Source organism: Brevundimonas sp. (assembly GCF_023259385.1).
Lineage (GTDB): Bacteria > Pseudomonadota > Alphaproteobacteria > Caulobacterales > Caulobacteraceae > Brevundimonas.
This window is the reverse complement of sequence record NZ_JAHFPF010000037.1, coordinates 1-18,524: the sequence shown is the minus strand read 5'-3', so window position 1 is coordinate 18,524 and position 18,524 is coordinate 1. Positions and strand designations below refer to the sequence as shown.

Below are 18,524 nucleotides of genomic sequence, written 5' to 3'. Positions count from 1 at the left end.
CAGCACGCGGCGCATGCCGGTGACGATGTCGATCCGCGCCGGCGAGACCTGGCTGGAATCGATCATCCGCCAGCCGCAACCGGATCTCGGCTGGATGTCCCGCCTGCTGGAGCCGCCGCGCGAGCGCAGCGTCACCCGCCTGCACGCGCCCAACATCATCCAGGCGCGGTGGGAGGGGCCGAAGGGACTGACCCTGCTGGTGACCGTCTTCTTCACCCCGGTATCGGCCACGACCCTGAGGCTGTTCGCCCGCTTCACCACGCCGAAGGGGCGCGGTCCCGGCTGGCTGAAGCAGGCTGCGATCCGGCTGTTCATGGAGCGGGTGGTGGCCCAGGACAAGCACGCCCTGGCTACCCAGCTGGACAACATCGAACGCTTCGGCGCGCCGCGTTTCCTGCAGGGTCCCGGCGACTTCCCCGGTCCGCGGGTGGCGATGCTCTATCAGGGCCAGACGCTCGAACCGGCCGAGGAAGGCCCGTTCGCCTGCCGGCTCTAGACCATTTTTGCTTCAGGTCGGATCGATCTGAATCCAAAAAACGGTCCAGCATCAAACTGGAGCGAAATCTGAGCCCAGTTGGACTGCGTCCAACCCAACCGATTTCGCTCTGGCTCAGACCCCCGCCTGCGCCGCCGGACGGGCGCGGCTCGCCTCCAGCCAGCGGGCCAGATGGGTGAACTCCTCGGGCGGCCGGTATTTGATCAGCCGCGCGAAATCGAGCCCCACCACCGCCACGACGTCGGCGATGGTGAAGCGGTCCGAGGCGATGAACTCATTGTCCGCCAGACGACGGTCGAGGGTGCGCATGAATTTCTCGGCCGCCAGCCGGTTGTAGTCGGCCACCTGCGGCACCTGCGTGGCCTCCAGCGCGACCAGGGCCGGGTGCGAGTGGCGCACGTTCAGCATGATCGGATTGGCCAGGTAGAACTCGCAGCGGCGGGTCCACATCTCGATCACCGCCTGCTCGCTGGCGTCACGTCCGAACAGGTTGGGCTCGGGATAGACCGACTCCAGATAGCGGCAGATGGCGACCGATTCCGAGATCGTCGTGCCGTCCTTCAGCTCCAGCGCGGGCACATGCGGCACGCCGACCCTTGCCCGGTACTCGGGCGTCCGGTGCTCGCCGACCATGATGTCGATCTCGACCAGTTCGACGTCCTGGACACCCTTTTCGGCCATGACCCAGCGCACGCGGCGCGGGTTGGGGGCGCGGTGCGAGGTGTAGAGCTTCATGTGATCGGCCTTTCGGTTCAGCCGAATATGGAGGCCGGCATCGCGCCGACAATGGCGGCGCTCATCAGGGTGGCCAGGAAGCCCGCGAACAGCGCCTTCCACACCAGTCCCAGAACCTCTTCCCGTCGCTCGGGCATCAGCACGGACAGGCCGGTCACGGTGATGCCCACCGAACCGATGTTGGCGAAGCCGCACAGGGCGTAGGTCAGCAGCATACGGGTGCGCTCGCTTATGGCTCCGCCCGGCACGGCGCCCAGTTCCATGAAAGCCTTGAACTCGGTCTGGGTCAGTTTGACGCCCAGCAACAGGCCCGCCTCCCGGGCATCCGACCATTCGACGCCCGTCAGCCAGGCGACCGGGGCGAAGATCCAGCTCAACAGCCATTCAACACTGATGCCAGGGAAGATCGCACCGACCATGATGTTCACCAGGGCCACCAGCGCCACAAAGACGATCAGCACCGCCGAGATGTTCAGCACCACCATCAGGCCGTCGGACGTGCCTTTCACGATGGCGTCGATGGCGCTGTCGTACTTCAGGGGCGAGTCGTACTCGGCGAAGGCGCCGCCCTCGCCGGCCGTCTCCGGAATGATGATGCGGGCCAGCAGGATGCCCGCCGGCGCCGAAATGATCGAGGCGACCAGCACGTGCCCCGCGGCGTTGGTCAGGGTGCTTTCCAGCATCAGGGCGTAGGCCACCATGGTCGAACCGGCCACCGTCGCCAAACCGACCACCATCATCAGGAACAGCTCCGACCGGGTCAGCTTGTCCAGATAGGCGCGGATCACGATCGGGCTCTCGATCATGCCCAGGAAGATGTTGGCCGCCACCGCCAGCGCAGAAGCCCCGCCCAGCCCCATCGTCTTCTGGAACAGGATGCCGAAGCCATAGGTGATCCACTTCAGGATCTTCCAGTGCCAGAGCAGGGCCGACAGAGCGGAGATCACCAGGATCAGCGGCAGGACCTGGAAGGCGAAGGTGAACAGGCCCTGTTGGTTCTGCACCGCATAGGGCTGCGGATACTCCTCGCCGGCCAGATAGCCGAAGACGAAGTTCGTGCCCTCGCGCGTCGCCTTGGCCAGACCGTCCACGGCGCCGTTCACCGCGTGCAGGACCCCGCCCGAAGCCGGATTGAACAGCACCAGCACCAGCGCCGCCTGCACGATGATCGCGCCGATCGCCAGCTTCCAGGGGAAGGCGCGCTTGTTCTCGGACAGGCCCCAGCAGGCCGCCACGATGACGACAAGGCCAAGCAGGCTCTGGAGATTCAGCAGGCTGAACATCGATCTTCCCCGACCGACTCCCCGTCGGCCCCTTCAGCCCGTTGAACGCCACGCCGCCGCGTCTGGCAAGCGGAGCGTAAACCCGGTCCGAAATCTGGCCGCATAAGGCCACGCTTCCGCTCTTCTCCCGTCCACACTTCGCCCCGATCCGGGCGCGCCATCACGGAACCGTGATCATCACGGCGACAGGGAGAAATGACATGCGTAGGGCTCTGATGCTGGCCGCCGCCGGCGCACTGACGTTGTCCGCCTGCGGACAAGAACCCGCGACCGAGGGCTTCGACCGCGCCTCTGACGCTCCTGAGGGAGTCGCCGCTGGACCGTCCGCGGTCGCGAACCGCGCCGCTCGAACCGACACGGCGTCGACTGCGCAACAGGTCACCTCGCAGCCCATTGAAGCTTCGGCGCCGCTCGCCCCCGTGGCCCGCATCGCCTACGCCTTCGGTTACGTCTTGTCCGCGCCCAAGGACCGGGGGGCCGAGATGATGAGCCGACACGAGCTCGCCTGCGCCTCCGCAGGAGCCGGCTATTGTCAGGTCGTCTCGGCCAACTCGGACTGGGCCTCGCGCCAGGCCGGCGGCAGGCTGGAACTGCGCGGCCAGCCTGAATGGATCAACCGCTTCCGCTCCGGTCTGGCGCTGGACGCCCGCAACGCCGGCGGGCGACTGGAAAGCTCGATCACCGAAGGGGAGAACGTCACCCGCGACATCGACGTGGCCCAGACCGGATCGGCGACCACCGCCACGATCGCCGACCGTATCCGCGACCTCCAGCGCCGTCAGGGCGGAACAGTGGCTCAGCGCCTGGAGATCGAACGTCAGATCGCCGACCTTCAACGCCAGCAGGACGCCCAGCAGATCGAGTTGCGCGCGCTGAACGACCGCGTCCTGACCGCGCGCCTGACCATCGACTACCGCGAGGGCGGGGTCATGGCCGCCGGCAGCCCGACCCGGCCGGTCGCCCGCGCGCTTCAGGACGCGTTTGGCCTGTCCATGGGCATGCTGGCGCTGCTGATCACGATGGGATCGGTGCTGCTGCCCGTCGCCGTGATCGGCGGCGCGGTCTGGTGGGCGGTGGTGCGGCGGCGGAAAGTCTCCGTCGCCGCCTGAAGCGGTCGCGTCAGAGCTGGCCGCGCACCAGCTTGCCGTAGTCTTCCATCAGGCCGAGGCTGAGGGCGCCGGGGGTGAAGCGGTATTCGCCGACTTCGCTCACCGGCGTCACCTCGGCGGCCGTGCCCGTCAGGAAGCATTCGCTGAAGGTCGCCAGTTCTTCCGGGCGGATATGGCGCACGATCACCTCGATGCCCTTGGCCTTGGCCATTTCGATCACCGTCTGGCGGGTGATGCCGTCCAGGATCGCGTCGATGGGCGGGGTGTGCAGCACGCCGTCCTGCACGAAGAAGACGTTGGCGCCGGTCGCCTCGGCGACATATCCGCGCCAGTCCAGCATCATCGCGTCCGAATAGCCGCGCTTCTCGGCGGCGGTCTTGGACATGGTGCAGATCATGTACAGGCCCGCGGCCTTGGCCGCCGACGGGGCGGTGGCGGGGTCCGGGCGGCGCCACTTGGCCCACTCCAGGCGGATCCCCTTCGCCTTGGTCTCCGGATCGAAGTAGCTGGGCCACTCCCACACGGCGATGGCCACGTGGGTCTTGTTGTTGATCGTCGAGACGCTGACCTGCTCCGGCCCGCGATAGGCCACCGGACGCACATAGCAGTCCGAAAGTCCCATCTTTTCGCAGGTTTCCTTGCAGGCGGCGTCGATCTCGGCCACGCTATAGGGAAGATCAAAATCCAGCAGGTTCGCGGAGCGTTGCAGACGTTCCGAGTGCGGCGTCAGCTTGAAGATTTCGCCGCCATACATACGCTCACCCTCGAAGACCGACGAGCCGTAATGAAGGGCATGGGTCAAAACGTGCGTTTTCGCTTCCCGCCAGGGCACGAAATCGCCGTCCATCCAGATCCAACCGTCACGATCGTCGAAAGGAACGAAGGCCATTGAAGAACGTCTCCCGCGAAATCACTCGGGTTAGACCCGCCGGAATCGCTCAGGTCAACGCCTGTCGCGCCTCTGAGGTCGCATCCGCATGAGCGACGTTCGCGCCTATGGCCGCTCGGGCCCCATCGCCGGACCCGGCGCAGGCCGTCACCTGCTGGTCGTCGACGACGACGACCGCATCCGTGAACTGCTGAAAGAATTCCTCACCCGCGAGGGTTATCGGGTCACCGGCGCCGCCCACGCGGCGGCCGCCAAACGTCTTGTCGAACTGATCGAATTCGACCTGATCGTGCTGGACGTCATGATGCCCGGTGAAAGCGGCTTCGACCTGACGACCTGGATTCGGTCGAAGGCCGAGACCTCCAAGACCCCCGTCCTGCTGCTGACCGCCCGCGGCGATCCGGATGATCGTATCGAAGGACTGTCCCGCGGCGCCGACGACTACATGTCCAAGCCGTTCGATCCGCGCGAACTGGCCCTGCGCATCGACGCCATCCTGCGCCGCACCGGCGGCAAGCCGCTGACCCCGCGCGAGATCAAGCTGGGACCGGCGGTGTTCGACATGGAGCGGCTGGAACTGCTCAAGGACGGCAAGCCCCAGCGCCTGACCGAGGCCGAGGCCCAGCTTCTGAAGACCCTGGCCATCCACGCCCACGCCCCGGTGGAGCGCATGAGCCTGTCGCCCGACACCGCCGACATCACCGGCCGCGCCGTGGACGTGCAGGTCACCCGCCTGCGCCGCAAACTGGAAGCCGACCCCAAGAACCCGCGCTACCTCCAGACCGTGCGCGGCATCGGCTACATGCTGGCTCCGGACTGATCGCGTCATGCGGCTTCTGCCCGCGACCTTGTGGCCGCGCTTCCTGAAGCGGCGCCTGCCGACCTCGCTGTGGGGCCGGTCGCTGCTGATCATCGTCCTGCCGGTGCTGGTCATGCAGGTGGCCGTGACCTGGGCCTTCTTCGACATGCACTGGCAGACGGTGACCGCGCGCCTGTCCGACGGGCTGGCGGGCGATATCGCCTGGGCCGCCGAAAGCTACGCCGACGATCCGACGCCTCAGAACCTGGACGTCATCGCCGAGCGGGCGCAGCGCTCCATGTCCCTGTCCATCGCGCTGCAGGAGGGCGAGGTCCTGCCCCGGGACAGGCGGCGCGGCGCCATCGGGGTCATCGACCGCACCCTGGAGAAGGCGCTGAAGGCGCGGATCGACCAGCCGGTCTGGTTCGACACCACGCGCTACCCCGCCTACGTCGATATCCGGGTGCAGCAGCCGCAGGGCGTGCTGCGCATCATCGCCCCGCGGGAGCGCGCGGTGGCGACCCAGGCCCACATCTTCGTCCTGTGGCTGCTGGTCGCCACCGTCCTGCTGATGGGTGTCGCCATCCTGTTCATCCGCAACCAAGTGCGCGCCATCGAGCGGCTGGCCGAGGCGGCGGAAGCCTTCGGCCGGGGCGAGCCGCGCGAACGCTTCAAGCCCTCGGGCGCGCGCGAGGTCCGGGCCGCGGCCCAGGCCTTCATGAACATGCGCGACCGCATCCAGCGCCATATCGACCAGCGCACCGCCCTGCTGGCCTCGGTCAGCCACGACCTGCGCACACCCCTGACCCGCCTGCGGCTGGAACTGGCCCTCGCTCCTCCGTTCAAGCGCGCCGAGGCCATGCGCGGCGACATGGACGAGATGGAGCACATGATCGACGAATACCTGGCCTTCGCCCGCGGCGAGGCCGGGGAGCCCGCGCAGGAGATCTCCATCGCCGGCCTGCTGACCGCCGCCGGCGAGGACGCCCGCCGCGCCGGCGCCGAGGTCGAGGTGAGCGCGCCCGAAGACCTGACCGCCTCGCTTCGCCCGCTGGCCTTCAAGCGCGCGATCAGCAACCTGGCGGGCAACGCCGCCGCCCATGGCGAACATGTGCGGCTCAGCGCCCGCCCCCTGCCCTCCGGCGGCCTCGAGATCGCCATCGAGGATGACGGCCCGGGCATTCCCGACGACATGCACGAAGAGGCCTTCCGGCCCTTCTCGCGCCTGGACGACTCCCGCAACCAGAACCACAAGGGCGTCGGCCTGGGTCTGGCGATCGCGCGCGACGTGGCGCGCGGCCACGGCGGCGACATCACCTTGGAACGCAGCGACATGGGCGGCCTGCGCGCCGTGATCCGCCTGCCCGGCTAGCGCCCGCCGCGCGGGCATTGCGAAGCGGGGCCACTAGGCCCATTTTACGGACGGATCGGGGGCGATCTGGAGAGCCTGACCATGCGCAATCTCACCTTTATCGTTCCATTCGCCGTAACCGCCGCCCTCGCCGGCGCCGCCTTGGCCGAACCGGCCTCGGTCAACGTGACCGTCGGCGCCCAGCTGCAGGACAAGGTCGAAGAACTGGGCCCGCGCGAAGTGCGTGAGCAGTCCGACCGGCTGGTTCAGCTCGTGACCCAGGCCGTCGCCGAGACGCCCGCCCTGAACGGCGCGCGGATCGACCTGGTCCTGACCGATCTCAAGCCCAACCGTCCGACCTTCCAGCAGATCTCGGAACGCCCCGGGCTCGACCCGATGCGCAGCATCTCCATCGGCGGCGCGGAGATCGAGGGGCAGATCACCCTGGCCGACGGCACGGTCCAGCCGGTGCGTTATGAGTGGTTCTCGAACACGCTCGCGGATGTGCGCGGCTTCACCACCTGGCAGGACGCCGACCGCGCCTTCCGCCGGTTCAGCTCGAACCTCGCCACGGGGCGTTACGTCAACCGCTAGAATGATCGCGCCCGGTCCACGGCGGCCCTGACGGCGGTTTCGGCCGCGCGGTTCAGGTCGCCGCCGTCGGCCATGGCGTCCAGCCCCGCCCGGGTCGTGCCCCCCGGCGAGGCGATGCGGGCGATCAGGGCGTCCAGACCCTCCCCCGTCTCCAGTCCGGCGCCCGCCGAGCGCAGCGCGCCCCGCGCCAGACGCGCCGCCGCCTCCGGCGACAGGCCCTGCGCCACGCCGGCGTCCGCCAGCGCCTGTACGAAGGCGTAGATGAAGGCGGGAGCCGACCCGGCCACGGCGGTCGCCGCGTCCATCAGTCCCTCGTCCTCCAGCGGCGCCACATCGGCCACCGGAGCGAACAGGGCCTGCGCCGCCCTGAGGGCGCGCGCGTCTTCAGACCAGACCGCCGCCACGCCCTGCCCTTGCGCCACCGCCGTGGTCGGCATGATCCGCGCCACCGGACGTCCTGCGGCGGCGAAAAGGTCGCCCGCCCGCACGCCCGCCATCACGGACAGCAGCACGGCTTCGGGATTCAGATACGGCGCCAGCGGCGGCAGGGCGTCGCGCCACATCGCCGGCTTCACCGCCAGCACCACGGTCTTCGCCGGGCGCAGGACGTCCAGGGGCGGATTGACCCGCGCCCCCTTGGCCCGCGCCGCCTCGGCGGCGGGCTTCTCGGACGGCGTCAGGATGATCAGGTCGCGCGCCTCGACCGCGCCGGTCGCCAGCCAGCCCTCGAGCATGGCCGAACCCAGACGGCCGCAGCCCACCAGGACCACGCCGTCACGGGAGACATCGGAGGTCATGGGATCAGGCGGTGCCGACCGTCTCGAACAGGCAGGCGTCGATCGCCTCCTGCGGCTTCTTCGATCCGCGGATCATGAAGTCGAAGGCCGGATAGTAGCGGTCGGCGGCTTCCACGGCGGCGTCAATCATCGACGCGGCCTGGGCCAGGGTTGGACGCTCGCCCAGCGGCAGGGCCAGCGAATGGCGGAAGACGATTTCGCCGTCCTCGGCCCAGACCTCGAAATGGCCCATCCAAGTGCGCTGGTTGATCAGGCCGACCAGTTCATAGGCGGCGGTGCGTTTCGACTTGGCGGCCTGCAGGTCCAGCGCGCAGCACAGTTGAAGGCAGTCGCCCTCCGGACGCCAGGCGAACCACAGCTCATAGTCCTTCCAGTCGCCGGCCAGCGAGAAGGCCAGATCGCCCTCGTCGGTCCGGTCGAACGGAAGGTTTTCCGCCACCAGCACATGCTCGACCACGTCCAGAGGATCGTAGGGCGTGTCGATTTCTTCGGGCCGCGCGGCGTCCATCAAGTCTTCCTTGGGCGCGACTCACGCCCTGTTAAGGAACCGTAGGCGGGTTCGCAGATTCGGCTCAACCGGCTGCGTCCTGAGGGGGAACCGACGCTGTGGACGTTCCCTTACGAGGCGTCTTCGGGGCCTTCAGGGCGGCAATTTCCGCACGCAAAGCCGTGACTTCCGCCTTCAGCGCGTCGAACTCGTCTCTCCGTACAAGGTCCATTTCGGCGACGAAACGGTCGGCCTGGGCGCGCATGGCGGTCTTGGCTTCCTCGCCCGCCGCCTGGGCCAGTCCCATGGCGCCGGTGGTCAGTTTGGAGAACTCATCGAGGAAGGGATTACGGGTCTGCATGGCTTTCAGGCGCTCCGACTCACACTGGCGAGCATCGTTAATGAAGGTTGAGCCGATATGGTGAACGAAACCTTGTCGAGCATGCGGCGAAAGCGCCGATCCGGCGTTACGGAAATTTCGGGGACGGGATCGGCGACGCTTGCTAAACCACGTTTCCGAGGAAACGCCGTCAGGAGCGCCCGTGCAATTTCCCGAGTTCGATCCGGTGCTGATCAGCATCGGCCCGCTGGATATCCGCTGGTACGCCCTCGCCTATGTGGCGGGCATCGTCCTGGGGTGGTGGTACGCCGCCCGCATCATCAAGACGGACCGCTTGTGGGCGCCCGGCAAGGCGCCGATCAACACTCAGCAGCTGGATGATCTGGTCCTGTGGGTCACCCTCGGCATCATCCTGGGCGGCCGTCTCGGCTATGCCCTGTTCTATCAGCCGCACCTGTACGGGCAGCTGTTCATGGGCCCCGACAATTTCGCCCTGTTCCGGCTGTGGGACGGCGGCATGTCCTTCCACGGCGGCCTGCTGGGCTGCACCCTGGCCGTGGTGGTCTTCGCCCTGCGCTCGAAGGTGCGCATCCTGAGCGTGGGCGACGTGGCCTTGGCCGCCGCGCCCTTCGGCCTGATGTTCGGCCGCCTGGCCAACTTCATCAACGGCGAGCTCTGGGGCCGCGAGACGACCGTCCCCTGGGCCGTCCGCTTCTGCAACGACAGCATCCAGCGGATGTACGGCTTCTGCCCCGCGGGCAATGAACCGCGCCACCCCAGCCAGCTCTACGAGGCCGGCCTGGAGGGGATCTTCCTGTTCGGCCTGCTGGCCTTCGCCATCTGGAAGGTCGGCCTGCTGCGCAAGCCGGGCTACGTCACCGGCCTGTTCCTGCTGGGCTACGGCCTGATCCGCGCCACGCTGGAAACGGTGCGCCAGCCTGATGCCGGTCTGGACCATCTGCCGCTGGGCCTGACCATGGGGATGATCCTGTCGACGCCGATGATGCTGGTCGGAGCCTGGCTGATCTGGCGCGCCTGGAGCCGCCCGCCCGTCGCGGCCTGACGCCATGAGCCTGAAGGAACGGCTGGCGCGCGAGATCGCCCTCACCGGGCCGATGACGGTCGCCGACTTCGTGACCCGCTGCCTGCACGACCCGCAGGGCGGCTACTACGCCACGCGGCCCGCCATCGGCGCGACCGGCGACTTCATCACCGCGCCGATGATCAGCCAGATGTTCGGCGAGCTGATCGGCCTGTGGGCCATCGAGCTGTGGCGTCGGCTTGGCGCGCCCGAACGGGTGCGGCTGGTCGAGGTCGGCCCCGGCGACGGCACACTGATGGCCGACGCCCTGCGCGCCGCCCGTCTGGCCCCGGACTTCCTCGAAGCGGTCGACCTGATCCTGATCGAGCCCAGCGCCCCTCTGCGCGCCGCCCAGGCCCGCATGCTGGCCGACAGCGACGTGCATCCGCGCTGGGTCTCGGCCCTGGACCGGGTCGAGACCGACGCCCCGGTGATCCTGATCGCCAATGAAGTGCTGGACTGCCTGCCCGCCCGCCAGTTCGTGCGCACCGAGGACGGCTGGGCCGAGCGCCGCGTGGGCGTCACCGACGACGGCGCGCTGCAGTTCGGACTGGTGAAGATCACCGGCGGCTTCAAACGGCCCGCCTATGAGGTCGAGCCCGGCCAGACCCTCGAGATTTCCGAGCAGCAGACGGGCTTCGGCCGCGATCTGGCGACCCTGGTCAAGGCCGCCTCGGGCGCCGCCCTGCTGATCGACTACGGCCGCGCCAAGCCAGAGGCCGGCGACACCCTGCAGGCCCTGCGCCGTCACCAGAAGGTCGATCCCCTGGCCGATCCGGGCGAGGCCGACCTGACCCAATGGGCCGACTTCCCCATCGTGCTGGAAGCCGCCGTCCATGCAGGCGCTGACGTGACCGGCTGCCTGGGCCAGGGCGAGTTCCTGAAGCTGCTGGGCATCGAGCACCGCGCCGAGCGGCTGAAGTCCGGCCGCCCCGACGCCGCCCCGGTCATCGACCGCCAGCTGGCGCGCCTGACCGGCGACGACCAGATGGGAACCCTGTTCAAGGCCTGCGCGATCTTCTCTCCGCATACCCTGGTGGTTCCCGGGTTTGAGGACTGATCATGTCGCTGGAGCCGATCCGACATCCGCTGCTGGACCGCGCGGGCATCCGTCACGGCTTCTTCACGCGGCAGGGCGGCGTCTCAAGCGGTCTCTACGACAGCCTGAACGCCGGTCTGGGCTCTACCGATGACGCCGCCGCGGTCGCCGAGAACCGCCGCCGGATCGCCGCCCACATGGGCGGCCTGCCGGACGACCTGGCCGCCTGCTACCAGATCCACTCCGCCGTGGCCCGCGTGGCCGAGGCCGGCTGGAAGGGGGAGCGGCCAGAGGGCGACGCCACGGTCACCGCCGCGCCCGGCGTCATCTGCGGCGTCCTGACCGCCGATTGCGCCCCCGTGTTGCTGGCCGATCCGGACGCCGGGATCGTCGGCGCGGCCCATGCGGGCTGGAAGGGCGCGCTGGGCGGCATCGTCCATTCCACCGTCGCCGCCATGCAGGCCCTGGGCGCCGAGCCCTCGCGCATGGTCGCCGTCGTCGGGCCCTGCATCGCCCAGGCGTCATATGAAGTCGGCGCGGATTTCGAGGAACGCTTCGCCCACCACGATCCGGGCAGCGAACGCTTCTTCCGCCCCGGCTCCGCCGCCGACAAACGCCTGTTCGACCTGCCCGCCTTCGTCCTGTGGCGTCTGGAGCAGGCCGGCGTGGGCGAGGCGGCCTGGACCGGCCACGACACCCGCGCGGACGCGGTGCAGTTCTTCTCGAACCGCCGGGCCTATCTGAACGGCGAGCCGGATTTCGGCCGCCTGATGAGCGCGATCAGCCTGGATCGGGGCGCGGCATGATCGGCTGGATTCTGGATCACGCCTGGTGGCTGCTGGGGGGCGGGTTCGCCGCCATCACCGCCGCATCGATGATCCCCATCAAGCGGATCGAGTACCTTCTCCCCCTGATTCTGCCCGCGGGAATCGCCTTCTACGCCGGCCTCATCGCCCTGATCTGGCGGGGCGGGAGCATCGTTTACAGCTGGTACCAGAACCAGTCCTTCGGCCTTGGCTTCGTTGCGGCGGCGGCCGGGCTCATGGTGGCCATCGGCCTCTACAATCTGAGGCTCAGGGTCCGCCCGTTGTACGGCCTGATAGAAATCGTGATCGGGACGATATCCATCCTGTTCGCCACCAACCAGGCGGCGTCTCCCGCCACGACGTTCATTACGGCGGTGGGCGGCATCTACGTGATCGTGAGGGGCCTCGATAACATCGAGCAGAGCATTTCGGGCGACGCGAAATCCGTATGGGAGCGCTACCTGATGTTCCGGGGGTTCACGATGAACCTGTTCAACCCGCAGAGCGACTCCAGCGAGCGTCCGAAGGCCTAGCCCGCCATCGCCAGCTCGGGCACGCGCACGACTTCGCGCCAGGCCTGCGGGTTGGCCAGCAGTTCGCGGACCAGCAGGTTGTTGATCGCGTGGCCGGCCTTCACGCCCTCATAGCGGCCCAGCAGGGGCGCGCCGAGCACGTACAGGTCGCCGATGGCGTCCAGCGCCTTGTGCTTCACGAACTCACGCTCCATGCGCAGCCCGCCCGGGTTCAGGATCTGGTCGCCGTCGATGACCACGGCGTTCTCCAGCGAGCCGCCGCGGGCCAGGCCGGCCTTGCGCAGGGCCTCGACCTCATGGGCGAAGCCGAAGGTGCGGGCGGCCATGATCTCGTCGCGGAAGGTCTGCTCGTCGACCACGAAGTCCACGACCTGGTTGCCGATGACCGGGGTGTCGAAATCGATCTCGAACCGCATCTCATAGCGGTCGCAGGGCAGCAGGGCGGCGCTCTTGTCGCCGTCCTGAACCCGGATCGGCTCAAGGATCTCGATATAGCGCACCGGTTCCGGCTGACGGCGGAACCCGGCCCGATCCAGCAGCTGGACGAACTGCAGCGCCGAACCGTCCAGGATCGGCAGCTCGGGGCCGTCCACCTCGACCACGGCGTTCGACACGCCCAGGGCGGCGAAGGCGGCCATCAGGTGTTCGATGGTCGACAGCCGCACGCCGGCGGCGTTCTCGATCATGGTGTTCAGGCGGGCGTCGATGACGGCCTCGCCCGAGACGGGGATGCGGTTGTCGCGATCGGTGATGTCGGTGCGCACGAAGACGATCCCCGTGCCGACCGGCGCCGGGCGCACGGCCAGGCGCACGCGGTCGCCCGTGTGCACGCCCACGCCGGCGATGATCGCGGGCGCGACGGTCGTCTTCTGGAGATGGTCGTTGCGGACCGACAAACTCAAACTCTCTGCATCTTTGCGTTCCGCCTCTGCGTGCGGAGTTCGCCCCACGCACGGTCTAGAGGATGGTGAACAAGCGGAAAATCAAAGTCGGGTTTCGGATTGTTTCGGCCTGAAACAGGACCCCGCCCGTAAGGCGAAGAGGATCACGTCCGGTTCCTTGCCCGCCGGGCCCGTACATCGGGCGCCGCGCGAAGCGGCTTTCTCGACCGCTCGCCCATGCAAAACCGCCCCGGAGTCTCCTCCGGGGCGGCGATGCAGGCGATGCGCAGGGGGTCTAGTTGGCCAGGCGACGCAGGAAGGACGGGATCTCGAGATCGTCCTCGGCTTGTCCCAGTTCCGGCTCGACGGTCGGCTGGGTTTGAGTGGTCTGGCGCATTTCCGTCTGGCGATTGCCGCCCGCCGGATAGGTCGGTTGCGGCTGAGTGCGCTTCTTGCCGAACAGGCTCCAGCCGCTCTTGCGGTGGTCCCGGTCGTCATAGTCGTCGTACGCCGGTTCCGGACGCGGCGCGGGCTCCGCCGCGGCGGCGGCGCGGTCCAGGTACAGCTCGCCCTGGGCCTGCGGGGTCTTTTCGACGGCCGAACGCGGGCCGGACTCATATTCTTCGACCCACGGATCGACGATCGGCTCCAGCGTACGCTCTTCGGCGACGTGGATGACCGGCTCCGGCCGGGCCTCGGGGGCCTGGGCTACAGCGCCGTACGTCGGCTGAGCGGACTGAAAGGTGGGGACGATCGGCGCCTCTTCGGCCCGGTTGCGCAGTTCGGCGCGGACCGGCTCGGCCGCACGTTCGGTGCGAACCGGCTCCGGCGCGCGCGGCGCGAAGGCGGGGGCCGGACGGCGGGTCTCGAAGACCGAGCCGGTCGACGGCGGGGCCTTGGCCGCGGCCAGGTCTTCCATCCCGGTCGCGACGACCGAGACGCGGATCTTGCCGTCCAGGGCGGGATCGAAGGCGGCGCCGAAGATGATGTTGGCGTCCGCGTCCACTTCGCCGGCGATGGCGTTGGCGGCCTCGTCGACTTCCAGCAGGGTCATGTCCATGCCGCCGGTGATGTTCACCAGCACGGCCTTGGCGCCCTTCAGCGAGGTTTCGTCCAGCAGCGGGTTGGCGATGGCGTTCTGGGCCGCCATCAGGGCGCGGTCGTCGCCCTCGGCCTCGCCGGTGCCCATCATCGCCTTGCCCATCTCGGACATGACGGCGCGCACGTCGGCGAAGTCCAGGTTGATCAGGCCGGGCAGGATCATCAGGTCGGTGATCGAGCGGACGCCCGAGTGCAGCACCTGGTCGGCCATGCCGAACGCGTCGGCGAAGGTCGTGCGCTCGTTGGCGACGCGGAACAGGTTCTGGTTCGGGATGACGATCAGGGTGTCGACGTAGCGCTGCAGCTCGGCGATGCCGGCCTCGGCCAGGCGCATGCGGTGACGGCCTTCGAAGGTGAAGGGCTTGGTCACCACGCCGACCGTCAGGATGCCGCGGTCACGGGCGCATTTGGCGATGACGGGGGCCGCGCCGGTGCCGGTGCCGCCGCCCATGCCGCAGGTGATGAAGACCATGTGGGCGCCGTCCAGGTGCCCGAAGATTTCCTCGGCGGATTCCTCGGCGGCGTTCATGCCGACCTCGGGGTGGGCGCCGGCGCCCAGGCCTTGCGTGATCGTCTCGCCCAGCTGGATGCGGCGGTCGGTCTTGGCGAACGACAGGTGCTGCGCGTCGGTGTTGGCCACCACGAACTCAACGCCCTCGAGACCGGCGTCGATCATGTTGTTGACGGCGTTGCCGCCGGCGCCGCCGACGCCGAACACGACGATGCGGGGCTTCAATTCCGTAGCTTGCGGACGCACCAGCGAGAGAGACATGTTTTCCGACCCTAATTCCGACCCTGCCCTTGCAGTCCCAATGCGAGAACCCCGCCGAATCGCATTGGTTATGAGCGCGTTAAGGAAGCGCCCGAACTGCTTAAGGGAGTGTTACCGGATAGGCTGAGTCGGAGCTCCAGCCACGAGTTTCATTAACCTTCACAACAGAAAACGCCCCTTCGGCGGTGGATGACGCCGGTCGGGCCTTCGTATCGGCGCAACGAAAAAGGGCGGCTCTTTCGAGCCGCCCTTTCCGTTTCAGATCAGACCGGACTTACCAGGGACGGTAGTTCAGGCCGATGTTGAAGCGGCGACCGTAGGGGTCGAACGAGCTGACCAGCGCGCCCCCGTTCAGCCACGCGGGCTGCTCGGCGTCGAAGATGTTGGTCACGCCGGCCGACAGGGTCAGGTCGTCGCGAACGTTGAAGCGAACGTTCAGGTCGTGACGGGCGAAGTTGCCGGTCTCGATGTAGTTCACGTCCGAAGCGTCCGGGTTGCGAACGAAGTCACGCAGGAACGAGATGTTCTGCGAGGACTGCCAGTCGACACCCCAGGTCACGGTCAGGGCGTCGGTCGGAGCCCACGCCAGTTGCGAGGTCAGACGAACGCGCGGGAAGAAGACCGTGCTCGCCGATTCCGTGAAGTCGTTCGGGTTAGCGATGTTGTTGAAGTTCTTCTGCTCGATCAGCCACGACCCGCGCAGGGAGTAGTTGAACGTGCCGAAGTTGCGGCCGAACAGCTCTTGCGAGTCGAAGCTGTAACGGGCGGTGAAGTCCAGGCCGCGGGTGGTGCGCTTGGCGTAGTTGTACGACTGCTGGACGAAGGTGGTGACCAGGAAGCTCGTGCCGCTACGCGTGATGCTGTCGCAGAACTGTTGGTTCAGCGTCGGCGTCGGGCCAGCGGGCTGGCCGTTGTCCGGGCCGTTGACGCAGAGGTTGGCGGCGGTCTGGGCCGAAACCGAGGCGATCACGTCGTCGATCTGGATCTCGTAGTAGTCGAGGACCAGCGAGAAGTTCGGGATGAACCGCGGCTGGAGGCCCACCGTGAAGGTGAAGCTGTCCGAGGTTTCCGGCTTCAGGTTGCGGTTACCGGCGTTCACACCGGCGATCGAACCCGCGCCGTACTGGCCGTTGTCGATCGGGGTGTAACGGACGGTGCCGTCGGCGTCGTTGGTGTCGGTGTAGTCGAAGGTCAGGCCCGTGACGCCGCGCTGCGCCGCCAGAGCGGTACAGTTCTGGATCCGGCGGCTACGCAGGTTCGGGTCGCTGAGTTGCGAGATGACCCGGGCGTCGCAGGAGTCCGTGAAGCCGTTGGCGAAGGTTTGCGCGGTGCCGCGGAAGCCTTCGAACAGCGTCGGAGCGCGGAACGAGGTGTTGTAGCTGGTCTTGAAGGTGATGTCCGGGATCGGACGGTAGACCAGGTTCACGCCGTAGACGTCCGCGTTGCCGTACAGATCGTAGTCGGCGTAGCGGTACGAGGCCGACAGTTCGGCGTACTCGCCCAGCCAGTGATCACGGATCAGCGGCAGGGAGATTTCGGCGAAGGCTTCCTTGGACTCGTAGGAGGCTTCCGGCATGTCGGCGCCGGTGTTCAGGAAGAGCCAGCGACCGCGGGTGTCGGCGTCACGACCGATGCCCGAAGCGATTTCCTTGCGATACTCGCCGCCGATGGCGACGCCCATCTCACCCGCGCCCAGCACGTCCCACAGACGGCCAGCCAGCGAGAAGATCGCGTTGTGCTGTTCGTTCTCTTCGCGGACGGTCAGGTCGGCGTAGACATAGTCCAGGGCTTCCTGCGACTGGTTGCCCGGGCCGAACACGTTCAGCGGCTTACAGTTGTCGATGGCCGACGGATCGGTCGCGCGCAGGCTCTTGTCGTAGGCCAGCGTGGTGAGGTTCTGCGAGCTCGGACGGTAGTCGGCGACGAACTGGCCCTGACGGTCCAGCAGGCGCGCCCGGCAGACGATGGCGCCGACGGTGCCCAGGGCGCCGGTCGTGTCGACCACGGCGTCTTGCGCCAGGCCGAAGCGCAGGATGTCGACGCCTTCTTCGCGGTTCTCGTTCTCCATCTTGCCGTAGGTGTAGGACAGGTCCCACGCCAGGTCGCGGATGAAGCCGAAGTCGCCCAGGTCGCCGTTGCCGCCGACGACGTAACGCTGCACGTCGCGGGTGTTGAACTGCTTCCGGTCGTTCGAGAAGAAGCGGTGACGGGCGAAGGCGCCCGGCGTCAGGCCGTCAGCCGAACCCGTCGGGTTCGTCGGAGCGCCCGGGTTGCCAGCGGTGCCGGCGGCGTACTGCTGGTAGCGGTTGTTGGAGATCAGCGTCCGCAGGCTGGCCGGCAGGAAGGCGTTGTCCAGACGGGTGATGAACGTCTGGTTGTTGAAGATCGGCTGAACTTCGTTGGCGCCGACGATGCGGAAGGTCTGAGCAGCGCCCGGAGCCGCGCTGGCGCGGGTCACGACTTCAACGCCGTCACGGATGATGACGTCGCCGAACACCGGCTGGGTGATGATGTCGGTTTCTTCGGTCGTGTACTTGGCTTCAGCATACAGGTTGATGCTGTCCGACAGACGGAAGTTCAGGCCGGTCTGGAAGCGGCTCGAAACCGAACGCGGCGTGGCGGTGTCGCCCCCGAACTCGGTGTTCGGGTTGATGCCGTCGCCGCCGATGTTCAGCGTGCGGTTCAGGCCGGTCTGGCTGACGCGGACGCCGAAGTTGGCCAGACGCGGGGTCGTGCCGTCGTACAGATAGGTCTTGCCCGGCTCCAGGTTGAAGCAGTTGCTGCTGGGGGCGACGAAGTTCAGGTTGCCCAGGCCGTCAGCGAAACCGGCGCGATCGCCGCAGACGCCGAACGGAACGTCGGGGTCGCTGGTCGCGCTCGGACGTTGCGAGTTGGCCAGGACGGTGACGCCCCAGGGCATGCGCGACAGGGTGCGCAGGCCGCTGAACAGCAGCGAGTCCATCTGGTTGTCGTACGGCGCGGCGGTCGGGTCGAGGTCGTTGCCGACCAGCAGCGAGGCGTCGCGCAGCCAGTCCATGTCGGCCGGGCGGATCCGGTCGATGTCTTCGTGCTCGGCGAACAGATAGACGTTCAGACGGTCGTCGAGGAAGTTGTGACCCAGCAGGGCCGCGATATCGATGTTGGCTTGGCCGTCTTGGTTGATCTGACGGTAGCGGGCGTCGATTTCCAGACCTTCGAAGTCCTTGCGCAGGACGAAGTTCAGCACGCCGGCGACGGCGTCAGCGCCGTAGACCGACGAGGCGCCGCCGGTGACGATTTCGATGTTCTCGATCAGCAGACGCGGGATCGAGTCGACGTCGACGGCCAGGGTGCCGGACGAGGACGAGACGTGGCGACGGCCGTCAACCAGGGTCAGGGTGCGGGTCGAACCCAGCGAGCGCAGGTTGGCCAGCGACAGGCCGCCGATGTTC

17 protein-coding genes and 1 pseudogene are annotated in these 18,524 nt (G+C 67.8%); 9 read left to right on the top strand and 9 right to left on the bottom strand.

Annotated features, from left to right (window positions below):
- Window positions 1–496: pseudogene (locus tag Q0C81_RS04605) on the top strand (aromatic ring-hydroxylating dioxygenase subunit alpha); the annotation flags it as partial.
- Window positions 497–610: 114 nt separating this feature from the next.
- Here the strand turns inward: Q0C81_RS04605 and Q0C81_RS04600 are convergent.
- Together Q0C81_RS04600 and Q0C81_RS04595 are read right to left on the bottom strand one after the other, a co-directional pair.
- The gene (locus tag Q0C81_RS04600) at window positions 611–1,231 is read right to left on the bottom strand and encodes a glutathione S-transferase (protein ID WP_291834205.1); all 621 of its coding nucleotides are present in this window, start codon (window positions 1,229–1,231) and stop codon (window positions 611–613) included.
- A gap of 17 nt (window positions 1,232–1,248) precedes the next feature.
- Window positions 1,249–2,514: a nucleoside transporter C-terminal domain-containing protein gene (locus Q0C81_RS04595; protein ID WP_291834202.1), complete on the bottom strand. Its 1,266-nt coding sequence runs from the start codon at window positions 2,512–2,514 to the stop codon at window positions 1,249–1,251.
- Between the two features lie 200 nt (window positions 2,515–2,714).
- Here Q0C81_RS04595 and Q0C81_RS04590 point away from each other — a divergent pair, with 200 nt between their 5' ends.
- Complete coding sequence (locus Q0C81_RS04590; protein ID WP_291834200.1) at window positions 2,715–3,623, top strand: DUF4349 domain-containing protein; 909 nt, start codon at window positions 2,715–2,717, stop codon at window positions 3,621–3,623.
- A 10-nt stretch (window positions 3,624–3,633) separates the two neighbouring features.
- Here the strand turns inward: Q0C81_RS04590 and Q0C81_RS04585 are convergent, their stop codons facing one another.
- On the bottom strand, window positions 3,634–4,512 hold the full coding sequence (locus Q0C81_RS04585; RefSeq protein WP_291834196.1) for a branched-chain amino acid aminotransferase: 879 nt from the start codon (window positions 4,510–4,512) through the stop codon (window positions 3,634–3,636).
- Window positions 4,513–4,600: 88 nt separating this feature from the next.
- Here Q0C81_RS04585 and Q0C81_RS04580 point away from each other — a divergent pair, with 88 nt between their 5' ends.
- The 3 genes from Q0C81_RS04580 (at window position 4,601) to Q0C81_RS04570 (ending at window position 7,256) form a co-directional block, all read left to right on the top strand.
- Window positions 4,601–5,332, top strand: coding sequence for a response regulator transcription factor (locus Q0C81_RS04580; RefSeq protein ID WP_291834193.1), 732 nt, complete (start codon window positions 4,601–4,603; stop codon window positions 5,330–5,332).
- Between the two features lie 7 nt (window positions 5,333–5,339).
- The gene (locus Q0C81_RS04575; protein ID WP_291834189.1) at window positions 5,340–6,683 is read left to right on the top strand and encodes an ATP-binding protein; all 1,344 of its coding nucleotides are present in this window, start codon (window positions 5,340–5,342) and stop codon (window positions 6,681–6,683) included.
- Window positions 6,684–6,764: 81 nt separating this feature from the next.
- The gene (locus Q0C81_RS04570) at window positions 6,765–7,256 is read left to right on the top strand and encodes a hypothetical protein (RefSeq protein ID WP_291834186.1); all 492 of its coding nucleotides are present in this window, start codon (window positions 6,765–6,767) and stop codon (window positions 7,254–7,256) included.
- On the opposite strand, the gene proC is transcribed toward Q0C81_RS04570, so the two are convergent.
- The 3 genes from proC to Q0C81_RS04555 form a co-directional block, all read right to left on the bottom strand.
- A complete protein-coding gene (gene proC / locus Q0C81_RS04565; RefSeq protein WP_291834183.1) occupies window positions 7,253–8,053 on the bottom strand; it encodes a pyrroline-5-carboxylate reductase in 801 nt (266 codons plus the stop codon). The two genes, Q0C81_RS04570 and proC, sit on opposite strands and share 4 nt — an antisense overlap.
- A gap of 4 nt (window positions 8,054–8,057) precedes the next feature.
- A complete protein-coding gene (locus tag Q0C81_RS04560) occupies window positions 8,058–8,561 on the bottom strand; it encodes a YbjN domain-containing protein (RefSeq protein WP_291834181.1) in 504 nt (167 codons plus the stop codon).
- Between the two features lie 64 nt (window positions 8,562–8,625).
- The gene (locus Q0C81_RS04555; protein ID WP_291834207.1) at window positions 8,626–8,901 is read right to left on the bottom strand and encodes an accessory factor UbiK family protein; all 276 of its coding nucleotides are present in this window, start codon (window positions 8,899–8,901) and stop codon (window positions 8,626–8,628) included.
- A gap of 181 nt (window positions 8,902–9,082) precedes the next feature.
- Between Q0C81_RS04555 and lgt the strand changes: the two genes are divergently transcribed.
- The 4 genes from lgt to Q0C81_RS04535 are packed head-to-tail and all read left to right on the top strand — an operon-like array spanning window position 9,083 to window position 12,339.
- Window positions 9,083–9,943 carry a prolipoprotein diacylglyceryl transferase gene (gene lgt, locus Q0C81_RS04550; protein WP_291834178.1) on the top strand — a complete coding sequence of 287 codons (861 nt, stop codon included), beginning with the start codon at window positions 9,083–9,085 and terminating at the stop codon, window positions 9,941–9,943.
- Window positions 9,944–9,947: 4 nt separating this feature from the next.
- The gene (locus Q0C81_RS04545; protein WP_291834176.1) at window positions 9,948–11,021 is read left to right on the top strand and encodes an SAM-dependent methyltransferase; all 1,074 of its coding nucleotides are present in this window, start codon (window positions 9,948–9,950) and stop codon (window positions 11,019–11,021) included.
- 2 nt (window positions 11,022–11,023) lie between these two features.
- Window positions 11,024–11,806 (top strand): peptidoglycan editing factor PgeF, encoded by a 783-nt coding sequence (pgeF, locus tag Q0C81_RS04540; RefSeq protein ID WP_291834174.1) that lies wholly within the window; start codon window positions 11,024–11,026, stop codon window positions 11,804–11,806.
- Window positions 11,803–12,339: a hypothetical protein gene (locus tag Q0C81_RS04535; protein WP_291834172.1), complete on the top strand. Its 537-nt coding sequence runs from the start codon at window positions 11,803–11,805 to the stop codon at window positions 12,337–12,339. Before pgeF ends, Q0C81_RS04535 begins: the two co-directional genes overlap by 4 nt.
- Here the strand turns inward: Q0C81_RS04535 and lpxC are convergent.
- The 3 genes from lpxC to Q0C81_RS04520 form a co-directional block, all read right to left on the bottom strand.
- Window positions 12,336–13,235, bottom strand: coding sequence for a UDP-3-O-acyl-N-acetylglucosamine deacetylase (gene lpxC, locus Q0C81_RS04530; RefSeq protein ID WP_291834169.1), 900 nt, complete (start codon window positions 13,233–13,235; stop codon window positions 12,336–12,338). The two genes, Q0C81_RS04535 and lpxC, sit on opposite strands and share 4 nt — an antisense overlap.
- 280 nt (window positions 13,236–13,515) lie before the next feature.
- Window positions 13,516–15,093 carry a cell division protein FtsZ gene (gene ftsZ / locus Q0C81_RS04525; RefSeq protein WP_291834166.1) on the bottom strand — a complete coding sequence of 526 codons (1,578 nt, stop codon included), beginning with the start codon at window positions 15,091–15,093 and terminating at the stop codon, window positions 13,516–13,518.
- 274 nt (window positions 15,094–15,367) lie between these two features.
- The coding region (locus tag Q0C81_RS04520) for a TonB-dependent receptor (protein WP_291834164.1) at window positions 15,368–18,524 on the bottom strand (3,157 nt) is incomplete at its 5' end.